The organism is Flavobacterium sp. M31R6, from assembly GCF_013284035.1.
In the GTDB taxonomy this organism is placed as follows: domain Bacteria; phylum Bacteroidota; class Bacteroidia; order Flavobacteriales; family Flavobacteriaceae; genus Flavobacterium.
This window is the reverse complement of record NZ_CP054141.1, coordinates 969,750-988,216: the sequence shown is the minus strand read 5'-3', so window position 1 is coordinate 988,216 and position 18,467 is coordinate 969,750. Positions and strand designations below refer to the sequence as shown.

At 34.7% G+C, this 18,467-nt stretch carries 15 protein-coding genes; 6 read left to right on the top strand and 9 right to left on the bottom strand.

Annotation, left to right across the window (positions count from 1 at the left end; all coding sequences use genetic code 11):
• Positions 1 to 32 precede the first annotated feature (32 nt).
• Positions 33 to 482, top strand: coding sequence for a response regulator (locus HQN62_RS03940; RefSeq protein ID WP_173503407.1), 450 nt, complete (start codon positions 33 to 35; stop codon positions 480 to 482).
• A 63-nt stretch (positions 483 to 545) separates the two neighbouring features.
• Here the strand turns inward: HQN62_RS03940 and HQN62_RS03935 are convergent, their stop codons facing one another.
• From HQN62_RS03935 to HQN62_RS03910, 6 genes are all read right to left on the bottom strand, one after another.
• Positions 546 to 2,816, bottom strand: coding sequence for a cation:proton antiporter (locus HQN62_RS03935; RefSeq protein ID WP_173503406.1), 2,271 nt, complete (start codon positions 2,814 to 2,816; stop codon positions 546 to 548).
• A gap of 119 nt (positions 2,817 to 2,935) precedes the next feature.
• Positions 2,936 to 3,655, bottom strand: a complete 720-nt coding sequence (locus tag HQN62_RS03930; protein ID WP_173503405.1) for a LytR/AlgR family response regulator transcription factor — start codon at positions 3,653 to 3,655, stop codon at positions 2,936 to 2,938.
• The gene (locus HQN62_RS03925) at positions 3,624 to 4,388 is read right to left on the bottom strand and encodes a sensor histidine kinase (RefSeq protein WP_173503404.1); all 765 of its coding nucleotides are present in this window, start codon (positions 4,386 to 4,388) and stop codon (positions 3,624 to 3,626) included. The genes HQN62_RS03930 and HQN62_RS03925 overlap by 32 nt, the downstream gene beginning before the upstream one ends.
• A 42-nt stretch (positions 4,389 to 4,430) precedes the next feature.
• Complete coding sequence (locus HQN62_RS03920) at positions 4,431 to 4,760, bottom strand: DMT family transporter (protein ID WP_173503403.1); 330 nt, start codon at positions 4,758 to 4,760, stop codon at positions 4,431 to 4,433.
• Between the two features lie 102 nt (positions 4,761 to 4,862).
• On the bottom strand, positions 4,863 to 5,798 hold the full coding sequence (locus HQN62_RS03915; RefSeq protein ID WP_116796334.1) for an alpha/beta hydrolase family protein: 936 nt from the start codon (positions 5,796 to 5,798) through the stop codon (positions 4,863 to 4,865).
• Positions 5,799 to 5,895: 97 nt separating this feature from the next.
• Complete coding sequence (locus tag HQN62_RS03910) at positions 5,896 to 8,166, bottom strand: cation:proton antiporter (protein ID WP_116796335.1); 2,271 nt, start codon at positions 8,164 to 8,166, stop codon at positions 5,896 to 5,898.
• Positions 8,167 to 8,363: 197 nt separating this feature from the next.
• On the opposite strand from HQN62_RS03910, the gene HQN62_RS03905 reads away from it, so the two are divergent.
• Positions 8,364 to 10,727, top strand: a complete 2,364-nt coding sequence (locus tag HQN62_RS03905) for an efflux RND transporter permease subunit (RefSeq protein ID WP_173503402.1) — start codon at positions 8,364 to 8,366, stop codon at positions 10,725 to 10,727.
• A gap of 109 nt (positions 10,728 to 10,836) precedes the next feature.
• Here HQN62_RS03905 and HQN62_RS03900 read toward each other — a convergent pair whose 3' ends face one another.
• Together HQN62_RS03900 and HQN62_RS03895 are read right to left on the bottom strand one after the other, a co-directional pair.
• Positions 10,837 to 12,012: a cation:proton antiporter gene (locus tag HQN62_RS03900; protein WP_116796337.1), complete on the bottom strand. Its 1,176-nt coding sequence runs from the start codon at positions 12,010 to 12,012 to the stop codon at positions 10,837 to 10,839.
• Positions 12,013 to 12,082: 70 nt separating this feature from the next.
• Positions 12,083 to 12,535, bottom strand: coding sequence for an Hsp20/alpha crystallin family protein (locus HQN62_RS03895; RefSeq protein ID WP_077378097.1), 453 nt, complete (start codon positions 12,533 to 12,535; stop codon positions 12,083 to 12,085).
• 416 nt (positions 12,536 to 12,951) lie between these two features.
• Here HQN62_RS03895 and asnS point away from each other — a divergent pair, with 416 nt between their 5' ends.
• From asnS to HQN62_RS03880, 3 genes are all read left to right on the top strand, one after another.
• On the top strand, positions 12,952 to 14,385 hold the full coding sequence (asnS, locus tag HQN62_RS03890; RefSeq protein WP_173503401.1) for an asparagine--tRNA ligase: 1,434 nt from the start codon (positions 12,952 to 12,954) through the stop codon (positions 14,383 to 14,385).
• Positions 14,386 to 14,454: 69 nt separating this feature from the next.
• Positions 14,455 to 15,921, top strand: a complete 1,467-nt coding sequence (gene rpoN, locus HQN62_RS03885) for an RNA polymerase factor sigma-54 (protein ID WP_116796339.1) — start codon at positions 14,455 to 14,457, stop codon at positions 15,919 to 15,921.
• A gap of 44 nt (positions 15,922 to 15,965) precedes the next feature.
• The gene (locus HQN62_RS03880) at positions 15,966 to 16,571 is read left to right on the top strand and encodes a hypothetical protein (RefSeq protein WP_173503400.1); all 606 of its coding nucleotides are present in this window, start codon (positions 15,966 to 15,968) and stop codon (positions 16,569 to 16,571) included.
• On the opposite strand, the gene HQN62_RS03875 is transcribed toward HQN62_RS03880, so the two are convergent.
• Positions 16,566 to 17,273, bottom strand: coding sequence for a porin family protein (locus HQN62_RS03875; RefSeq protein WP_173503399.1), 708 nt, complete (start codon positions 17,271 to 17,273; stop codon positions 16,566 to 16,568). The genes HQN62_RS03880 and HQN62_RS03875 overlap by 6 nt on opposite strands.
• Before the next feature lie 250 nt (positions 17,274 to 17,523).
• Here HQN62_RS03875 and gnd point away from each other — a divergent pair, with 250 nt between their 5' ends.
• Entirely contained in the window at positions 17,524 to 18,423 is a 900-nt protein-coding gene (gene gnd / locus HQN62_RS03870) for a phosphogluconate dehydrogenase (NAD(+)-dependent, decarboxylating) (RefSeq protein WP_173503398.1), read from the top strand.
• Positions 18,424 to 18,467: the final 44 nt, after the last annotated feature.

Here is an 18,467-nt window from a genome sequence, read left to right as displayed (position 1 = left end):
TACAAAATATTAAAACTCATACAATGCCACAAATGAACAAAAAACTAAATTGCGTATTATTAGTTGACGATGATTTTGCCACTAATTTCATTAACAAAAAAATCATACAAAAAACTGATTTAACAGAACATATCCACGTAGCTTTAAATGGCAAAGAAGCCATTGATTACCTGTGCCAACAAGGAAAATTCGAATCGACAGTTGATAATGAATATCCGAGACCTCAACTAATTTTATTGGACATCAATATGCCTGTCATGGATGGGTGGGAATTTATAGAAGCCTATAAAAATTTGAATCTGGAAAACAAAGAGAATATCATTGTTGTAATGCTCAGCAGTTCTTTCAACCCGGCCGACCGAGCCAAAGCAGAATCCATTCAAGAAATCTCAGCTTTTAAACAAAAACCTATGAACAAGGAAGCTTTGCTTGAAATTTTTGACAAGGCATTTCCAGGATTAATTGGTGAAAATATCCTCTAAAAAAATATCCACTTGATTCATTATATTATTAACCGCAAAACTCAGGGAGCTTTGCGGTTACTTTTAAGGTTTAATAATTAGCACCGATGGCGTATTATTAAGCCAGGTACTGTGAGAGTCAATTAGTTTTTTCCAGCTTTCTAGGCTAATAATCATTAAATCCTGTTGTTCCAAAAATTCTTTCTTAATTGTTCTTTCCTGCATCATCATAATATGATTGGGAGCAATTTGTTCAATCGAGCGAACATTTTCCTGAATTTCTCTACTGTTTCTTACTTGCCCATCTGTATCCAAAACAGTAATTTGAGAACCATTATTGTGTATCAGCTTTTGTGCAAACTCCATCAAAAATCCATCTTCTTTGCTGAAAATTGGCATAAACACACGATTTATTTCTTCCAACTCTTTATCGACAAGAATTCCAACTGGCATTTTGCTATTAGCGATAATTTGCCTTGTACTTTCATCGAAAGGAGAGTTTTCGAATAGGCCCTCTTTCCCCGTAATTTTATCGATCAAACGATCTGGATTAATAATTCGAGTTGTAAAGCCGAGCACTTTCCCCAACAACGTTCCTTCAAAAATAGATTGTCCCAAACCAACCAACAATAAATCATAATCCCCTTGATTAGCCGTCTCGGCAATTTCAAAATCTATATCATTGCTGACTTTAAAAAGAGTTACTATCTTTTGATTAAGCTTTTCTGATTCGGAAAGAACAGGCAAAAAAGTTTCCTTTTCATAATCTTTAACGTCAAAAGAATGCAACTCTGAACTTAATGACAAATGCATTGCCGTTAAAATTGTATTCCCGCCTTGTTTCTTAACCAAACTGTTGGCTACTTTTAGCAACGTTTTTCCTTTGTCTGGTGAAGCAAAAGAAATAAGAATTTTGTATTTGCTTTTGTTACTTATTTCTTCTGGGATAATAGTAGGTTTGTCTCTAAAAACATAATTTATTAAATCCAAAGCGGGACCAGTCATAAACGTAGTTACCAAAGCCATGATGACCATCATTGTAAAAATTTCGGTTGACAAAACGCCTAAATCATACCCAATATTCAGCACAACCAATTCCATCAAACCTCTCGTATTCATCAAGGTCCCAATAGACAAACTATCTTTCCAAGTATGACCGACAAATTTTGCTGCAAGCGCACTGCCAAAAAACTTACCTGCTACAGCAACCAAAATAATGATCCCTGTAATTTTCCACAAATGCGGGTCATCAATCAATCCGATTTGAGTTCTTAATCCCGTAAATACAAAAAACAAAGGAAGTAACACAACCACTGAAACGTCTTCTATTTTTTCGATAAAAATAGACCGGAATTTATTATTTTCAGGCATAATTGCTCCTGCTAAGAAGGCTCCAAACAATGCATGAATCCCTATTAATTCTGTAACGTAAGAAGACAGCAATAAAGTCAGAAAGAAAATAGCGACAACAGGTTTGCTTAGACTTTCTCTTGTTGAACTCAAATCACCAACCTTTTTTAGAAAAGGACGAACCACTTTCAACATTAGCAGTACATAAAATACCGCCAATACAATAACGTATAACGAACTGGTAAATGAACCCGCTTTTACAATAGCAATTACAGCTGCCAAAATACACCACGCAGTAATATCATCGGCAGCGGCACAGGTAATAACAATTGCTCCCAATTTCGTTTTGTGAATTCCACGTTCCCGAACTATCCCTGCCAAAACAGGAAATGCAGTAATGCTCATGGCAATCCCCAAGAATAATCCAAAAGAGATAAACTCAACCCCTTGAGGAGCAAAAGAATGATAGATAAAATAGGCCAAGCCTAACCCTAGCGCAAAAGGAATTATGATACTGGCATGGCTGATAACTACAGCATCGTGCGCTTTGTTTCTGAGCGCTTTCAAATCGAGTTCCATACCGATGACAAACATAAAAAGGATTAATCCTATTTGGCTCAAAAACTGAAGATTGCCCAACGAATCCTTTGGAAACAGCATTGCCGAAAATTCAGGAAAATACATCCCGATTAAAGAGGGACCTAAAACAATACCCGCAATCATTTCACCTATTACGGTTGGCTGTCCAATTTTTCTGCAAACCCAGCCGAAAAAACGAGCAACCAAAATTATTGTTACAATTTGTGCCAAAAGAATGGCTAACGGATGTTGCAAATTTTGCATCATCGCTGTCAGAAAATCATTCCAATGCCCATGTTCTACATGGTGAGAGACAATATTTCGTCCAGATTCCAGCATTTTCCCTTTTAGAATAATCCAATAGATTAATCCCGAAAATCCACCTATAATTGTCAGATAAAAAAAAGATTTTTTAATATTCTTCATACGGCACTCTTAAATTAATTTAATTTCCATGCAAATATGAGAACAGATTTTTGAGGTATAAAACGAATTCCAATCAAATTTTAAAGGAATGTAACAAGAGTAGAAAACTTTGTAATAAGTTAGATTTTCACTTTCATCAAAAAATCATTTCGATAGGTATCACTCAAAAATAATACGATTGGTTTACCGCTTTTTCCATGAATAGAGAGCGTAATTTCATTATGATTGAAATATTGAACAGCCTTTATTGCAATAATTTCTTTTTTATTGACTCTGCAGAAATCAGCATTGGGTAGCTGATTTAATAGCGAAGCGAAATTGATGTTTTTAAGAATTAAAATACTGCCATCTGTAAGATGAACTTCCTTATCCCTACTATCGACCAATGCTGTTTTAATGTATTGAATCTGACTAAAATATAGTAATGATTTCCCCTTATCTGTATTCAAATGAATAAATTTCTTTGAACTTTCCAGCTTTTGGAATCGTTCCAAAGCTTTGGCAACTGCTTTTTCCAGACGCTCTTTGGTAACTGGCTTGGTGATATAATCTACTGCATTAATATCAAAAGCTTCGGCAGCATAATTCTTGTATGCAGTGGTAAAAATTACTAATTTATTTTGGAGCAAATTAGCCAAAGTCAATCCATCAATCCCCGGCATTTCAATATCGGAAATACACAAATCAAAATCGAGGTCGGGCACTTCATCCAATAATTTTTGAGGATCGTTAAACGACTTTATGACTTCTAATTCCGGAATTTGTTCGCAAAGCATTTTCAGGTAAGTCAAACCCGGTAATTCATCATCAAGCAGTAAACATTTGATTTTTGTATTCAAGAAGATTGATTTTTAAATGCGCAATATAAATGTCGTTCTCGACAAATTTATCCAATTTGAACTGATTTTTGTATATAATTTTCAATCGTTGTTCCAATGTAGTTGCGCCAATTCCGCTTCTTTCTTTTTTTAAGGCTTTTTTCTCCGACATTTTATTGGAAACAGTCAAATAAAAACAATTGTCTTTAAACTCAAAAAGTATTGAAATAAAGGCATCAGCACTTTGCAAATCGGCATGTTTAAATGCATTTTCAATCAAATCAATCGAAATCAAAGGAGCCAGAAGATTCTGTTCATACAACTTTTCTCCATCATTAATCTTAGTTTTTACTTTCAACTCAAAAAGCGGACTTACTTTAATTTTGTTAATTTCAATAAGATTTAAAGCAAACTGAATTTCTTCTTTTGGAGAAACAAACTTTTTTTGGCTTTCATATAAAATATAATCCAAAACATTAGCCAGTTTATCCAAAGCAAAATAAGTTTGGTAGGCATGTGACTGAATCGAATTGAGAATATTCTTGAAAAGATGCGGATTGAGTTTGGATTCCAATGTTTCCAACTGCAAATTATTTACTTTCATTTCAAGCAAATCAAATTTCTCTTCAACACTTTTTTTGGCTTTGCCAGATTCTATCAACCGATAGACAAGATAACAAAGCACCACTATGAATACCAGTATAATTATCAGCAACACATATATGATGTTATTGTTTTCTTCTACGTTATCCATTTTAGATTAAATATGAAATGATTAAAAAAGGGTTCAACTTCATTAATGTGCCGAAACAAATTTCAACCCAATTAGTGACGATATCAAAGTAAACAAGAAAAAAAGCCTCCAGAAAGTTGCGGGCTCTTTGAATATAAAAATACCAACCAGAACTGTGCCAACTGCTCCAATTCCTGTCCATACAGCATAAGCGGTGCCTATTGGCAAGGTTTGGGAAGCTTTGTATAACAAAGTCATACTAATAGAAAGTGCAATAAAAAAACCTATCATCCACAAAGTAGATGTCATACCAGAAGTTTCTTTGGCTTTGCCCAAACAAGTCGCAAAACCTACTTCAAAAAAACCAGCTATAATAAGTAAGATCCAATTCATGATTTGTATAAATATGAAACAAATATATTGATTTTGTTGAGTTACCCCCAGCTATAAATAATATCATTTGACAAGCTCAAACAGGAATATCATTAAGACTAATTACAAATATCTTCTTAACCAATCTTCTATTTCATCCAATAAATTACTATCTCTCACACTTTCTAGGCTATGATTTTCATTTTCATAGACTAGTAATCGTGTTGTAAAACTCGAACTATTTAATTTTGAATAAAATTTAAAAGCATTATCAATAGGCACCCTTTCATCCTTATTTCCTTGAATAATAAAATTAGTAAGCTGTTTATTCTGGATAGAATCGATTGCCAATAAACTAGAACGTGTTTTTAAAGCTGCAATAGAATCTTTAGCATAATTTGGTATTCTTTGTCTAAAAACTCCAAACATATCAAGCCTTTTATTATCCAATAAATCAGCTTGGCCTGCAATAGCAATGTTGGTTTTGATTCGATTGGTTTTTTTTAGCATCAAAAAGTTAGTCATTACCCCTCGACTCCAACCAAAAACTCCAATTCTTTTATTATCAACATTAGGTAGTTGGTCAATAATGTCCAAAAGGCTTAACACATCATTTACGTCTTTTCCTCCAAACTCGTCAAACCCTTCACTAGCAGCATTTCCTCTTAACTGAGAACCAATTATAACATAACCCTTATTTGCTATCTTGCCCAGGAAACGTGCTAAATACTGAAAAGGAATTTTTCCGAAATCTCCATTCCCTCCCCTGTTATAAATTAAAACGGGATAAATACCTTTCTTTTTTGGCTCAATCAAAAAACCTCTTATTCTTAAGTTATCAAAAGACTGGTAATTAAATCCATAAAAATTCAAAGAATCTATATATTGGTACTCTCTTCTAATAACTATTTGTCCATTCTCTTTTTTAGAAATTATGGAATCAAAAGGGAAACTTGCAATTGTTTTAGGCTCTAAAGTAAAATTTTGCTTTTTTGTTTGTGCGAAGCTGAAATGGGTGAAAATTAACAGTAATAGTGGTGCGTAAATAATTTTATACATAAGCTATCTAGTTATTGATTTGAATTCTTGAAAAATGAAAACACAGTTCTCAAAGAGAAATTTAAAAACTTTTGAGTCCATCCCCAATAATTTATGATTAAGGCTTTATAATCAATACCGAAGGCATACCGCTTAACCAAACCGGACGAGTATCCAATAAGTCTTTCCAACTCTCCAAACTCACAATCATTAAATCTTGTTTGATCAAAAACTCCTCTGTCAAAATAGATTCGTTATCCAAAATTACATTATCTGGAAATTTTTGTTTTAAGGAACCTAGAGCACTTGCAATTACAAAATTGGATTGCATATGACCATTGATGTCCAAAAAGGAAACGGTAGCATCATTATTGAAAATTATTTTTTGGGCATAGTCAATTAAAAAAGAGTCTTCAGAACCGTAAATAGGAACAAAAACCTGATTTACTTCTTTTAAATCCTTGTCAATCAAAACTCCCAATGGCATTTTGACTTTCAAAACAATTTGTCGTGTTCTTTCATCAAATGGTGAATTTACGAACAACCCTTCTTTGCCCGTAAATTTATCCAACAATCTTTCGGGATTAATAATTCGGGAAGTAAACCCAATTACTTTGCCCAATAAAGTACCCTCAAATATGGATTTTCCAAGTCCTACCAATAATAAATCATAATCCCCTTGATTGGCTATATCTATTATTTCTGTCTCAATATCAATTGTCGCTTTGAAAATAGTAGTGATTTCTTGTTTCAGAATAACTGCTTCTTTCATTATAGGATTAAAGCTGCTTTTCTCTTTATCTTCCATGTTGAACGTATGCATTTCATCACTTAAGGACAAATGCAATGCTGTTACTGAACAGGTTTCTTTTTGCTTTTTCACCAAGCTATTAGCCAAACGCAGCAAAGATTTTCCTTTTTCATTATTACCAAAAGAAATTAAAATTCTATACTTGCTGTGATTTACTTCTTCATCATGATCTATTATGTCACTGGTTTTAAAAATGTAATTGATTAAATCTAATGCAGGGCCAGTCATAAAAGTTGTCACCAGGGCCATGATTACCATCATCGTAAAGACTTCGGTCGTAAGAACTCCAAGAGCTAGTCCGATATTCAATACAATTAATTCCATCAAACCTCTTGTATTCATCAAGGCTCCTATCACAAGACTATTTCTCCAACTTTGTCCAACAAATTTGGCTGCCAAAGCACTTCCGAAAAATTTACCCACAACCGCAACAAGAATGATAAACCCAGTTACTTTCCATAAATAAGGCTCGTTTAACAAACCTATTTCGGTACGCAAACCTGTAAACACAAAGAACAAAGGCAATAATAATATTACGGATACATCTTCGACTTTGGAAATAAAAACAGTTCTAAACTTAGGGACATCCGGCATGATGGCCCCCATCATAAAAGCACCAAACAAAGCGTGAATTCCAACTAATTCTGTAGCATAGGAAGAAATAATCAATATCAAAAAGAAAATGGCAACAACGGGTTTACTCAAACTATCTTTGGCCCCATACAAATCTCCAATTCGTTTCAAGAAAGGTTTTACCAGATAGATCATCACGACTACATAAATAGCAGCCAACGAAATGATGTACATTGAACTTTCAAAAGTTCCTGCTTTTACAATGGCAATTACAACGGCCAATAGACACCAAGCCGTTATATCATCGGCGGCGGCACAGGTGATTGCAATAGCTCCCAATTTGGTTTTATGCATCCCTCTTTCCTGGACAATTCGTGCCAAAACAGGAAAGGCGGTAATACTCATCGCAATCCCCATAAACAAACTGAACGAAAGAAACTTAACTCCCTCCGGAGCAAAACGGTTGTAAACAAAATAGGCCAATCCGATTCCTAATGCAAATGGAATTACGATACTCGCATGACTTATAACAACCGCTTCTTTCGCCCTGTTTTTTAACACTTTGATATCAAGCTCCATACCAATTACGAACATAAAAAGTATTAACCCAATCTGGCTCAAAAATTTTAAATTCTCTAAGGAATTAGCTGGAAAAAGTGCATGGAAAAAATCAGGAAAATACAAACCTAATAAAGATGGCCCAAGCGCAATTCCTGCAATAATTTCACCAATTACCGAAGGCTGCCCTATTTTTTTGAAAAACCAGCCAAAAAGGCGAGCCACAAGGATAATCATTATAATTTGTGCCAATAAAATAGCCAAAGGGTCCTGTACATTATGAATCATTGAAGTGAGAAAATCATCCCAAGAACTTACGCTTGCCGTTGGATGAATGATTATTTTATTTCCCTCAAGATGCTTGCCCTCTTTTATAATCCAATACATTACTGCGGTAAAACCACCTGTAACTCCCAAATAAAATAATGTATTCTTGTACTTTTTCATACCTTTTTTGACTTCTTTATCCCATTAACAAAAGCGCTAAGATGAGAATTTCAAATATATAATTTATAATGCACAAATTATCTTATTGTAAACAAAAATAAAGTCAAAAAAACACCCATACAATAACCAGAAAATCGAAGGACTTTCATGTAATTTCTAACTGTTTTGTTTACATTTGCATGCATTTTAAAACGTATATGAAAAAGAAATTCACTGATAGGTTATGGCAGAACATAGCCCGCATTGTACTTAAAAACAGAATAACCATACTAGCTGCAATACTTGCCATAACTATTTTCCTTTCTTTTCAGTGGAAAAATTTGGCTATGACCTATACTGAAGCTAATTTACTTCCTAAAAAACATATCGTAAACAAACAGTATCAAGACTTTCTAGATAAATTTGGAGAAGAAGGAAACCTTATTGTCATTGGTTTTAAAGATGATGCTTTTTTCACGCCCAAAGCTTTTGCCGCTTGGAATGAATTGATGACTGGCTTGAAAAATTCTAAAGAAGTGGAATTAGTCGTTTCTCTGAATGATCTAAAAACGCTTGAAAAAGACACTGTTGCGCAGAAATTTAAATTGGTTCCGTTTATTAACCAAAGTCAAACTGCGAATCCAGAATACATTCAAAAAATAAAATTCGAATTGTTTCATAATCTTCCTTTTTATGAAGGTTTATTGTTCAACAAAGAGTCAGGAAGTATCCGTTCTGCGGTTTATATCAAGAAAAATATTGTAAATACGGCTTCGAGAAAGACATTCATTTTGGAAAATTTAGTTCCAAAAATTGACAAGTTTGAAAAAACAACCGGAATTGACCTCCGTGTTTCCGGAATGCCTTACATCAGAACCATAAATGCTGAAAATATGAAAGGCGAAATTGGCCTATTCATTGGCGCCGCATTATTCATAACGTCTTTAATTTTCTTTTTATTCTTTCGTTCGTACAGAGCCACTTTTATCTCAATCTGTATTTTGATTATTGGTGTAATGTGGTCTTTTGGAACGCTAGGTTTGTTTCATTACAAAATCACAATTCTTACGGCTATCATTCCGCCGTTGATTATTGTAATTGGAATCACAAACTGTATTTTCCTCATCAACAAATACCAACAGGAAATAAAAACCCATCAAAATCAGGCCAAAGCTTTACAACGTGTAATTTCGACAATCGGGGTTTCCACCTTAATGACCAATTTGACGACAGCAGCTGGATTTGCCACTTTTATGATTACCGGAAATGATTTGTTGTTCGAATTTGGTTTAGTAACCTCTATAAATGTGATTACGGTGTACTTGCTCACCTTGGTAATTGTGCCAATTGTGTACAGCTTTATGGATGTTCCCAAAGAAAAACATTTAAAACATCTAAGCAAAACCTATATATCTGCCCTATTAAACTGGGTTGAAAGCGTCGTAAAAAACAACCGCAAAATGATCTATATTATTTACGGATTGTTATTGGTTTTTAGTGTAATTGGGGTTTCCCAAATGAAAGTTTCGGGAAGTTTGATAGGCGAAATGCCGAAAACTGCCTCGTTCTTTAAAGACATTATCTTTTTTGAAAAAGAGTTCAATGGTGTAATGCCGTTAGAAATCATGGTGGACACCAAACACAAAAAAGGGGTAATGAAGTTATCTACAATGAAAAAGATGGATGAATTGCAAAAAACAATTGCGGAGATTCCTGAATTATCAAAACCGGTTTCTGTTGTCAATTTGGTCAAATATTCTAAACAAGCCTATTACAATGGCAAGCCAGAATATTATGAATTACCTACTTCACAAGAGCAGGCTTTTATATTGTCGTATGCCAAAAATGCCACCAAAGACACCAAGACCAACCTGATGAAAAGCTATGTGGATTCGACTGGACGATATGCCCGAATCACCACTTTCATGAAAGACATTGGAACTCAGGAAATGGCCAGAGTCGAAAAGAAACTAAAAACCAAAATAGACAAAGTATTCCCAAAAGATCGCTATGAAGTTACCCTTACCGGGAAAGCTTTGGTTTTCCAAAAAGGAACTTCTTACCTAATTGACAACCTTATCGAATCGCTTATTTTTGCTATTTTCCTTATTGCCGGATTGATGGCTTATTTATTCCGTTCTGCCAAAATGGTTATGGCATCGGTGATTACAAATGTATTACCACTTTGCATCACATCTGGGCTGATGGGGTATTTTGGAATACCGCTGAAACCTTCGACGATATTGGTATTTAGTATTGCATTTGGTATTTCGGTTGATAATGCGATTCAGTTTATGGCCAAATACCGCCATGATTTGAATCTCTATAATGGTAAAATTAAAAAATCAGTATTTAGTGCCTTGAGAGAAACCGGTATCAGTACTTTCTACACTTCAATTGTATTGATTGTGGGATTTGCCACATTCACATTGTCTAGTTTTAGTGGTACGATAGCACTTGGAGGATTGATTTCATGCACCTTGATGTTTGCTATGTTTGCCAATTTATTGGTTTTACCGGCTTTGGTATTGACATTTGAAAAGAAAAGAACTAAAAAAGAAGAATTAGAGCAAACACATTAATCAGGAATATTTTTATTTCAAAAAGCATATTCATAATAAAAACAGCCAGTTGTTTCATTATGAATATGACTTCCAAAATCCCTTTTGATCTTATAGTTCAAATTCAATACTAAAAAGATTTTTCTTTGTAATCCGGCAGTTTATAAATTAATTCCTGGATTATCATAAGCCAAAATGTGTTAAGAAACATTGTAAGAGTGGTAACAGCCAAGGTTATTTGATAAGTATAAATCCCCACAAGTTGCAAAGAAGATGCCAAGGTCATCAAAACAAAACTAAATTCTCCAATTTGTGATAAAAGTGCTCCTCCATACAAACTATCACGCCATGAGTTTTTTGTAAGTTTAAAAAGTATGGCATTGATCAGGCTATTTATAAAAAGCACAGCAACTGAAATCCATATTATAGTTCCAATATTTTCAATAAAAAACTTGATATCAAGCTGAACACCTACTGCAAGAAAGAAGAAAGCCATAAAAAACACTCTGAAAGGAATCAGGGATTTACCTAGCCAATGTGTCGCCTTGTCGTGTCCAATTAGAACACCAGCGATAAAAGCTCCAAAGGCAGGAGACAGTCCAAACCATTCACTAATCCATGCCATACCAAAACAGATGCTGAAACCAATGAAAACCTGCAATTCATGATCGGCAATAATTTCTCTTCGCATGGGGATTGAGAAAAGCTTTTTACTGATAGCCGCTTTCATAAACAGAATAATCAATAGTCCTCCTACGCAAACTTTTGTCAATTCTACAGCTGAAATATTATTTCCTGACATAAAATTCAGAGTCAATATCATGGGAACAACAAGTATATCCTGCATTAGTAAAACGCCACAGGTAATAATTCCGAGCTGACTTTTAATCTCACCCGTCTTTGCCAAATATTGGAACACAATCGCAGAACTACTCAAACTTATTATAAAAGCTATCAAAATTATAGTTGCCATTTTCCACTCCAAATATGAACCAACAATATACATGCAAATAAAACTAAGTACAATCTGTACCAGTGCGATTAAAAGAGGCTTGTAAAAATTATGCGATAGATAATGAAGATCGATTTCATTGCCAATGGAGAACATTAGAAGCACAATCCCAATTTGTCCCAATTCTGAAATTACTTCGGGTTCATAAATAACGTTAAATACTTGAGGTCCTAATAACAAACCAGCAATTATATAAGCAATAAAATAGGGTTGCTTTAATCGTCGCAAAAGCAATATCAATAATAAAACCATAAAGGACAGCACAGCTATCCCGGAGAATAATTGTGACAACATCTTCGTGTTTTTTATAATGAAGAAAGCTGCCTAAAGACGGCAGCTTCCAAAAAAGATAATTAATTAGAATTTATAAAATTTCGATCATTCGTGGAGGTCTTGGTTTGGCCTCTTCACGTTTTGGAATGGACAATAATAAAAGTCCATTTTCATAACGAGCTATTATTTTATCCTCATCCACTACGTTTTTAGGCAATTCAAAACTTCTCTGGAATGATTGGTAACTAAATTCTCTACGGCTATAATTTTCGTTCCCTGTTGTTTGCTCATTTTCTTTCACCGAAGAGATAGTTAATTGGTTCCCATCAAGTGTAATCTTGAAATCATTTTTATCCATACCCGGAGCGGCAACTTCGACTTCATAATTATCGGAAGTCTCTTTGATGTTAACAGAAGGCAGCGTGGTACTTGTTGTTGAATAATTATTATTTTCCCAATTGAAAAAATCACGGCCAAAGATATCATCAAAGAACAAACGATGTAAAGCTGGCGCTTGACCTACATTTCTTTTAATAAGATTCATAACTGTTTTACTTTTAAAATTGTTAAACAAATATTCTATTTATTCTAAACTTGCGCAAGTTATATACCTAAAAACAAAAAATATGCCATTAGAAAAAAATGACATTTTTTCAGAATTGGGTTGAAAAAATGTCATATCCCTATGTATCAAAGCCATAAACAAAAACACTTAGACTTAAGAAAATATTTTAGTTCAAATACAAATTTAAATTAAACCAAACATTTATCCTTGCCATCGGCCCTTCTCCAGGCAACATGAAACTTTTTCCTAAAAAATAAAAGATATGGAGAATCGCTAAAAATTACTCCTTATTACACTATATCTCACAATGACAATTACAAACAAATGATTTATATTTGCATTTAGATTAAAACACCATTTTTTGTTTTGATCTAAAATTAAAATCAAAAATCAAAATGAGACATACAAAAGTTAAAGACTTACTAAACAGTACAACGACGTTACAGGAAATTAATGCAAAAGGTTGGGTTAGAACTTTTAGAAACAATCAGTTTATTGCTTTAAACGATGGTTCAACCATCAATAACATACAGTGTGTTGTCGATTTTGAGAATACTCCGGACGAAACTTTGAAGAGAATTACAACCGGAGCCGCAGTATCGGTTACCGGAAATTTGGTAGAAAGCAAAGGTGCGGGACAAAAATATGAGATTCAAGTAAATAAACTGGAAATCCTTGGAGATTCGGATGCCGAGAAATTCCCAATGCAACCTAAGAAACATTCATTGGAATTCTTGCGCGAAAATGCACATTTGCGCGTGCGTACAAATGCTTTTGGAGCGATTATGCGTGTGCGTTCGGTTTTATCTTTTGCAGTACACAGCTATTTTCAGCAAAAAGGCTTTGTATATGTAAACACGCCAATTGTTACAGGAGCCGATGCAGAAGGTGCTGGCGAAATGTTCCAAGTGACTTCATTGCCATTGGACAATTTACCAAAAACAGAAGAAGGCAACATTGACTATAAAAAAGATTTCTTCGGAAAACATACGAATTTAACGGTTTCGGGACAATTGGAAGGCGAGACTTTCGCAATGGCTTTGGGACAGATTTATACTTTTGGACCAACTTTTAGAGCCGAAAATTCTAATACTTCTCGCCATTTGGCTGAATTTTGGATGATTGAACCAGAGGTTGCTTTCAATGATTTGAATGACAATATGGACTTGGCCGAAGATTTCATTAAATATGTAGTGAAATATGCAGTTGACAATTGCAGTGATGATTTGAAATTCTTGGAAGGCCGTTTGATCGAAGAAGAAAAATCAAAACCACAGGCTGAGAGAAGCGAAATGCCTTTGTTGGAAAAATTAGGTTTTGTTATGAATAACGATTTCAAACGCGTTTCCTACACCGAAGCAGTTGATATCCTAAGAGATTCCACTCCAAACAAAAAGAAAAAATTTCAATATATCATCAACGAATGGGGGGCGGATTTACAGTCGGAACACGAGCGTTATTTGGTGGAGAAACACTTTAAATGTCCGGTAATCTTGTTTGATTATCCTGCAAATATCAAAGCTTTCTACATGCGTTTGAACGAAGATGGAAAAACAGTTCGTGCAATGGACATCCTCTTTCCTGGAATTGGAGAAATCGTGGGAGGTTCTCAAAGAGAAGAGCGTTTTGATGTTTTGGTTGAAAAAATGAAAGCCTTAGGAATCGACGAAGAAGAATTATGGTGGTACTTGGATACTAGAAGATTTGGTTCTGCGGTACACTCTGGTTTTGGACTTGGTTTTGAAAGACTGGTGCTTTTTGTAACAGGAATGACTAACATACGTGACGTAATTCCTTTTCCAAGAACACCACAGAATGCTGAATTTTAAAAAATAGTTTAATCGGTTAATCGTTGATGCGGTTAACCGATTGAACAAATAAACGATTAAACAATACAAATGTTAAAGCAATTTTTAAATTTAAAAATATCACAGAAATTATCTCCACAACAAATCCAGTTGATGAAGTTAATTCAGTTGCCTACGCAAGCATTTGAACAAAGATTGTTGGAAGAAATGAATGAGAATCCTGCTCTTGAATCTGGGAAAGAGGAGGATAATTATGAAAAAGACGAATTCGATACAGAACAATATGACGACTATGATGATTCGGAAGCAGACAGAGTCGAAGCCGAAGACATTAACATAGACGAATACCTAAACAGCGATGACACTCCTGATTACAAAACGCAGGCCAACAATTACAGTGAAGACGACGAAACCAAAGAAACGCCATTTGCCGCAACGATAAGTTTTCATCAAGACCTCATCAATCAACTAAACACCTTCATCCTCAATGATGAAGAACGTGATATTGCCGAGTTTTTGGTGGGAAGCATTGATGATATGGGATATATCAGAAGAACCGTCTCAGACTTGGTCGATGATATGGCTTTTACCCAAGGATTGTACACCACTGAAAAACAGGTTGAAGCTATATTGCATATCATTCACGAACTCGAACCAACAGGCGTTGGAGCACGTGATTTACAGGAATGTCTGTTACTGCAATTAAAACATAAAACCCCAACGGAATCCGTTGATTTGGCCACGGCTATTATTGAACAGCAATTTGATTCTTTCGTAAGAAAACATTATGACAAACTGATTCAGAAATTCAATATCTCCAATGAACAGCTTCGAAATGCTATCCATGAAATCGAAAGGCTTAATCCAAAACCTGGAGGGTCTTTTTCCGGAAACAACAAAATCACCGAAAATGTAGTTCCTGATTTCACCATTCGCATTGTTGATGGAGAATTGGAACTTACCTTAAATGGCAGAAATGCCCCTTCCCTACACGTTTCCAAAGATTATCAGGAAATGATGCAGACCTATAAAGAATCTAAAGACAAATCGCATTCGCAAAAAGATGCAGTGCAGTTTATCAAGCAAAAACTGGATTCGGCCAAATGGTTTATAGACGCCATCAAACAGCGCCAAGACACTTTGTACGTAACGATGAACGCCATAATGCATTATCAAAAAGATTATCTACTAGATGGTGATGAAACGCGATTGAAACCAATGATTTTAAAAGATATTGCCGATATGGTCGGACTTGATATATCGACTGTTTCCAGAGTGGCCAACAGTAAATATGTAGAGACTCCTTACGGCACAAAACTGATAAAAGAATTCTTTTCGGAAGCGATGAAAAATGATCAGGGGGAAGAAGTATCCACAATTGAAATCAAAAGAATTCTTCAAAATACCATCGAAGAAGAAGATAAAAAAAATCCGCTTCCTGATGATCTTTTGGCTGAAATTCTCAAAGAAAAAGGATATCCAATCGCCCGAAGAACGATTGCAAAATACCGCGAACAACTGGAAATTCCCGTTGCCCGTATGAGAAAAAAATTATAAGCACCGTTTTTCAAACTTAACATCCCTCAAATCTCTTTTTGAAATTGAAAAAGATACTCCCCATATTTTCGTATATATTCCATCCGCTTTTCACACCGATACAAGCTTGCTTTTTCTATTTTTTATTCCATATTGCAGATTACAAGATAGAACAGGTTAGCTCGTTTTTTCTGCAAATTTCAATCATAACCATTGTCACTCCAATGGCACTGTATTATTTATTGCGATATACAAACAAAGTGGATTCCATAATGATTGCCGATATGGAACAACGCAAAATACCGTTAATATTTCAAAGCTTTATAATCATTTTATTGCTAAGAAAAACCATCTCATTAGAATATTACCCCGAGTTGCATTTTTTCTTCTTAGGCGCTTTGTTTAGCACTTTATTCGCACTTGGATTATTATATACCAAAACCAAAGCAAGTTTGCATATGCTCGCTATTTCAGCTTTAACGGTTTTTGTTTTCGGCTTGAATATTCATCTACAAATGGGAAATATATACTTAGTCCCTTTTCTTCTGCTAATGAATGGTTTTGTTGCTTCTTCACGTTTGGTTATGCAAGCGCATACGCCAAAGGAATTGATAATAGGATTACTTTTGGGCAGTATTCCGCAGTTGCTGTTTCTTTTTTTATGGCTATAAAATATAAAATACAACACCAATACTCAAAGCATTCATGGTGATGGGCACAGAATCTATTTGAGCTGAAGATTTAAAAAAGGAGTTTATGTTGTAATACACTTGCAGATTAAAAGCACTGTACCCCACTGAAAGATACACCCCATAAAGAAAGTCTTCAAAATCTTTATTGTTTTTAATGACAATTTTATCAGTGCCATCATCGTAAACTGATTTATCTGCCAGTAAATAACTGACTTTAACACCTCCATAAATTCTAAAAAACTGAAACTCTACAGGAGTTGAATTACGCCACCTAAACTCAATTGGGATTTCCACGCGCAGTTGTTCGAACCTGCTTTTATCATAGTTTACAGTAGATGGTATTACACTATAAACAGGATTTTGGCTAGTTCCTGTAATAGCCATATTTTGAAGATAGTTGTTAAACGAGAAACCTATTCCAGGCGCTATTGCAAAAGTCCTGCTTTTGTTTATTGGCATATCCCTAAGAAATCCCGCTGAAAAGCCAAAAGATATTTTTTGTTGGGAAACCCCTGAAGGTTTCTTTAAGATCGAATTGTAGTTAAGTCCGGCATAAAACTGATCCTCTCTATAAAGACTATCAATCTTGACGTGCAAAGTATCAATTGAAAACGTATTCTCTTGAGAATACCCTCTTAAAAATGATAAAAAAAGAAAACAGCCAAGAAATAATCGCATCATTATTTTGAGAATTAGATGAAGAGTTACAGCATTCAAAGTTTACTAAAACCAATTGCCTTTACAAATATAAGATTTTGGGAGTTTGATAACACTTTTAAATATAAATTAAACTTCGACAGAGATAATCGAATAAAAATCATTCAAAATATCTGAAAAAAGTATTACTTATTAATTAAAACATATATTTTTACTATTTACATACATAAACAACACAAAACAAACATTTACAGCACTTTAAAAACAGATAAAAATGCAAATAGGAATTATAGGACTTGGGAAAATGGGATTTAATTTGGCTTTAAATCTAAATCGAAATAAATATGAAGTTATTGCCCATGATGTGAATACCACTTTCGTCAAAAATATCGAAGATGAAGGAATAAAAACAGCAACTACTGTTGAAGAATTATGTCAACAGCTACAAAATCGAAAAGTAATCTGGCTAATGGTTCCCGCCGGAGAAATCGTCGATGGAGTAATTACTTCCCTACTTCCTTTTTTAAATAAAAATGACATTATCATTGATGGAGGAAACTCTAATTATAAAGATTCCAAAAGAAGATACGCACAACTCAAAGAACTTGGTTTTGACTTTCTGGATTGTGGCACTTCTGGCGGTACTTCTGGAGCCTTAAACGGCGCTTGTACTATGGTTGGCGGAGACGCAGCTGTTTTTGATTATGTTTCCAATGTTTTTCAAGCAATTTCAGTAACCGATGGATGGCTTTATACCGGAGAGGCGGGCAGCGGGCATTTTACAAAAATGGTTCATAACGGAATAGAATATGGCATGATGCAATCCATAGCCGAAGGATTTGAGGTATTTGAACATTCTGAGTACGATATTAATTTTGAGAAAACGGCCAAACTTTTCAATCACGGTTCAGTTGTTCGCAGTTGGCTTATGGAACTTACCGAAAGTGCTTTTTCCAAAGACCCAAAACTAGACGGTATAAAAGGCATTATGCATTCTTCCGGTGAAGGGAAATGGACATTAGAAACTGCATTAGACCTAGGTGTACCTACTCCGGTAATTGCGCTTTCGATAATGATGCGATACCGTTCTCAAATGCAGGATACTTTTTCCGGAAAAGTAGTGGCCGCACTTCGGAACGAGTTCGGAGGCCACGCCGTTGAGAAAAACGAATAAATTGAGTCAAATCATTCCATTTGAATTTTAATCTAAAAAGAAAT

Excerpts from the sequence above, each read along its gene's own strand:
- HQN62_RS03900 (WP_116796337.1), bottom strand. The coding sequence starts at position 12,012 with ATGTTGTCACAATTATTCTCCGGGATAGCTGTGCTGTCCTTTATGGTT.
- HQN62_RS03895 (WP_077378097.1), bottom strand. The coding sequence starts at position 12,535 with ATGAATCTTATTAAAAGAAATGTAGGTCAAGCGCCAGCTTTACATCGT.
- HQN62_RS03910 (WP_116796335.1), bottom strand. The coding sequence starts at position 8,166 with ATGAAAAAGTACAAGAATACATTATTTTATTTGGGAGTTACAGGTGGT.
- asnS (WP_173503401.1), top strand. The coding sequence starts at position 12,952 with ATGAGACATACAAAAGTTAAAGACTTACTAAACAGTACAACGACGTTA.
- rpoN (WP_116796339.1), top strand. The coding sequence starts at position 14,455 with ATGTTAAAGCAATTTTTAAATTTAAAAATATCACAGAAATTATCTCCA.
- HQN62_RS03935 (WP_173503406.1), bottom strand. The coding sequence starts at position 2,816 with ATGAAGAATATTAAAAAATCTTTTTTTTATCTGACAATTATAGGTGGA.
- gnd (WP_173503398.1), top strand. The coding sequence starts at position 17,524 with ATGCAAATAGGAATTATAGGACTTGGGAAAATGGGATTTAATTTGGCT.
- HQN62_RS03905 (WP_173503402.1), top strand. The coding sequence starts at position 8,364 with ATGAAAAAGAAATTCACTGATAGGTTATGGCAGAACATAGCCCGCATT.
- HQN62_RS03915 (WP_116796334.1), bottom strand. The coding sequence starts at position 5,798 with ATGTATAAAATTATTTACGCACCACTATTACTGTTAATTTTCACCCAT.
- HQN62_RS03925 (WP_173503404.1), bottom strand. The coding sequence starts at position 4,388 with ATGGATAACGTAGAAGAAAACAATAACATCATATATGTGTTGCTGATA.
- HQN62_RS03875 (WP_173503399.1), bottom strand. The coding sequence starts at position 17,273 with ATGATGCGATTATTTCTTGGCTGTTTTCTTTTTTTATCATTTTTAAGA.
- HQN62_RS03940 (WP_173503407.1), top strand. The coding sequence starts at position 33 with ATGAACAAAAAACTAAATTGCGTATTATTAGTTGACGATGATTTTGCC.
- HQN62_RS03920 (WP_173503403.1), bottom strand. The coding sequence starts at position 4,760 with ATGAATTGGATCTTACTTATTATAGCTGGTTTTTTTGAAGTAGGTTTT.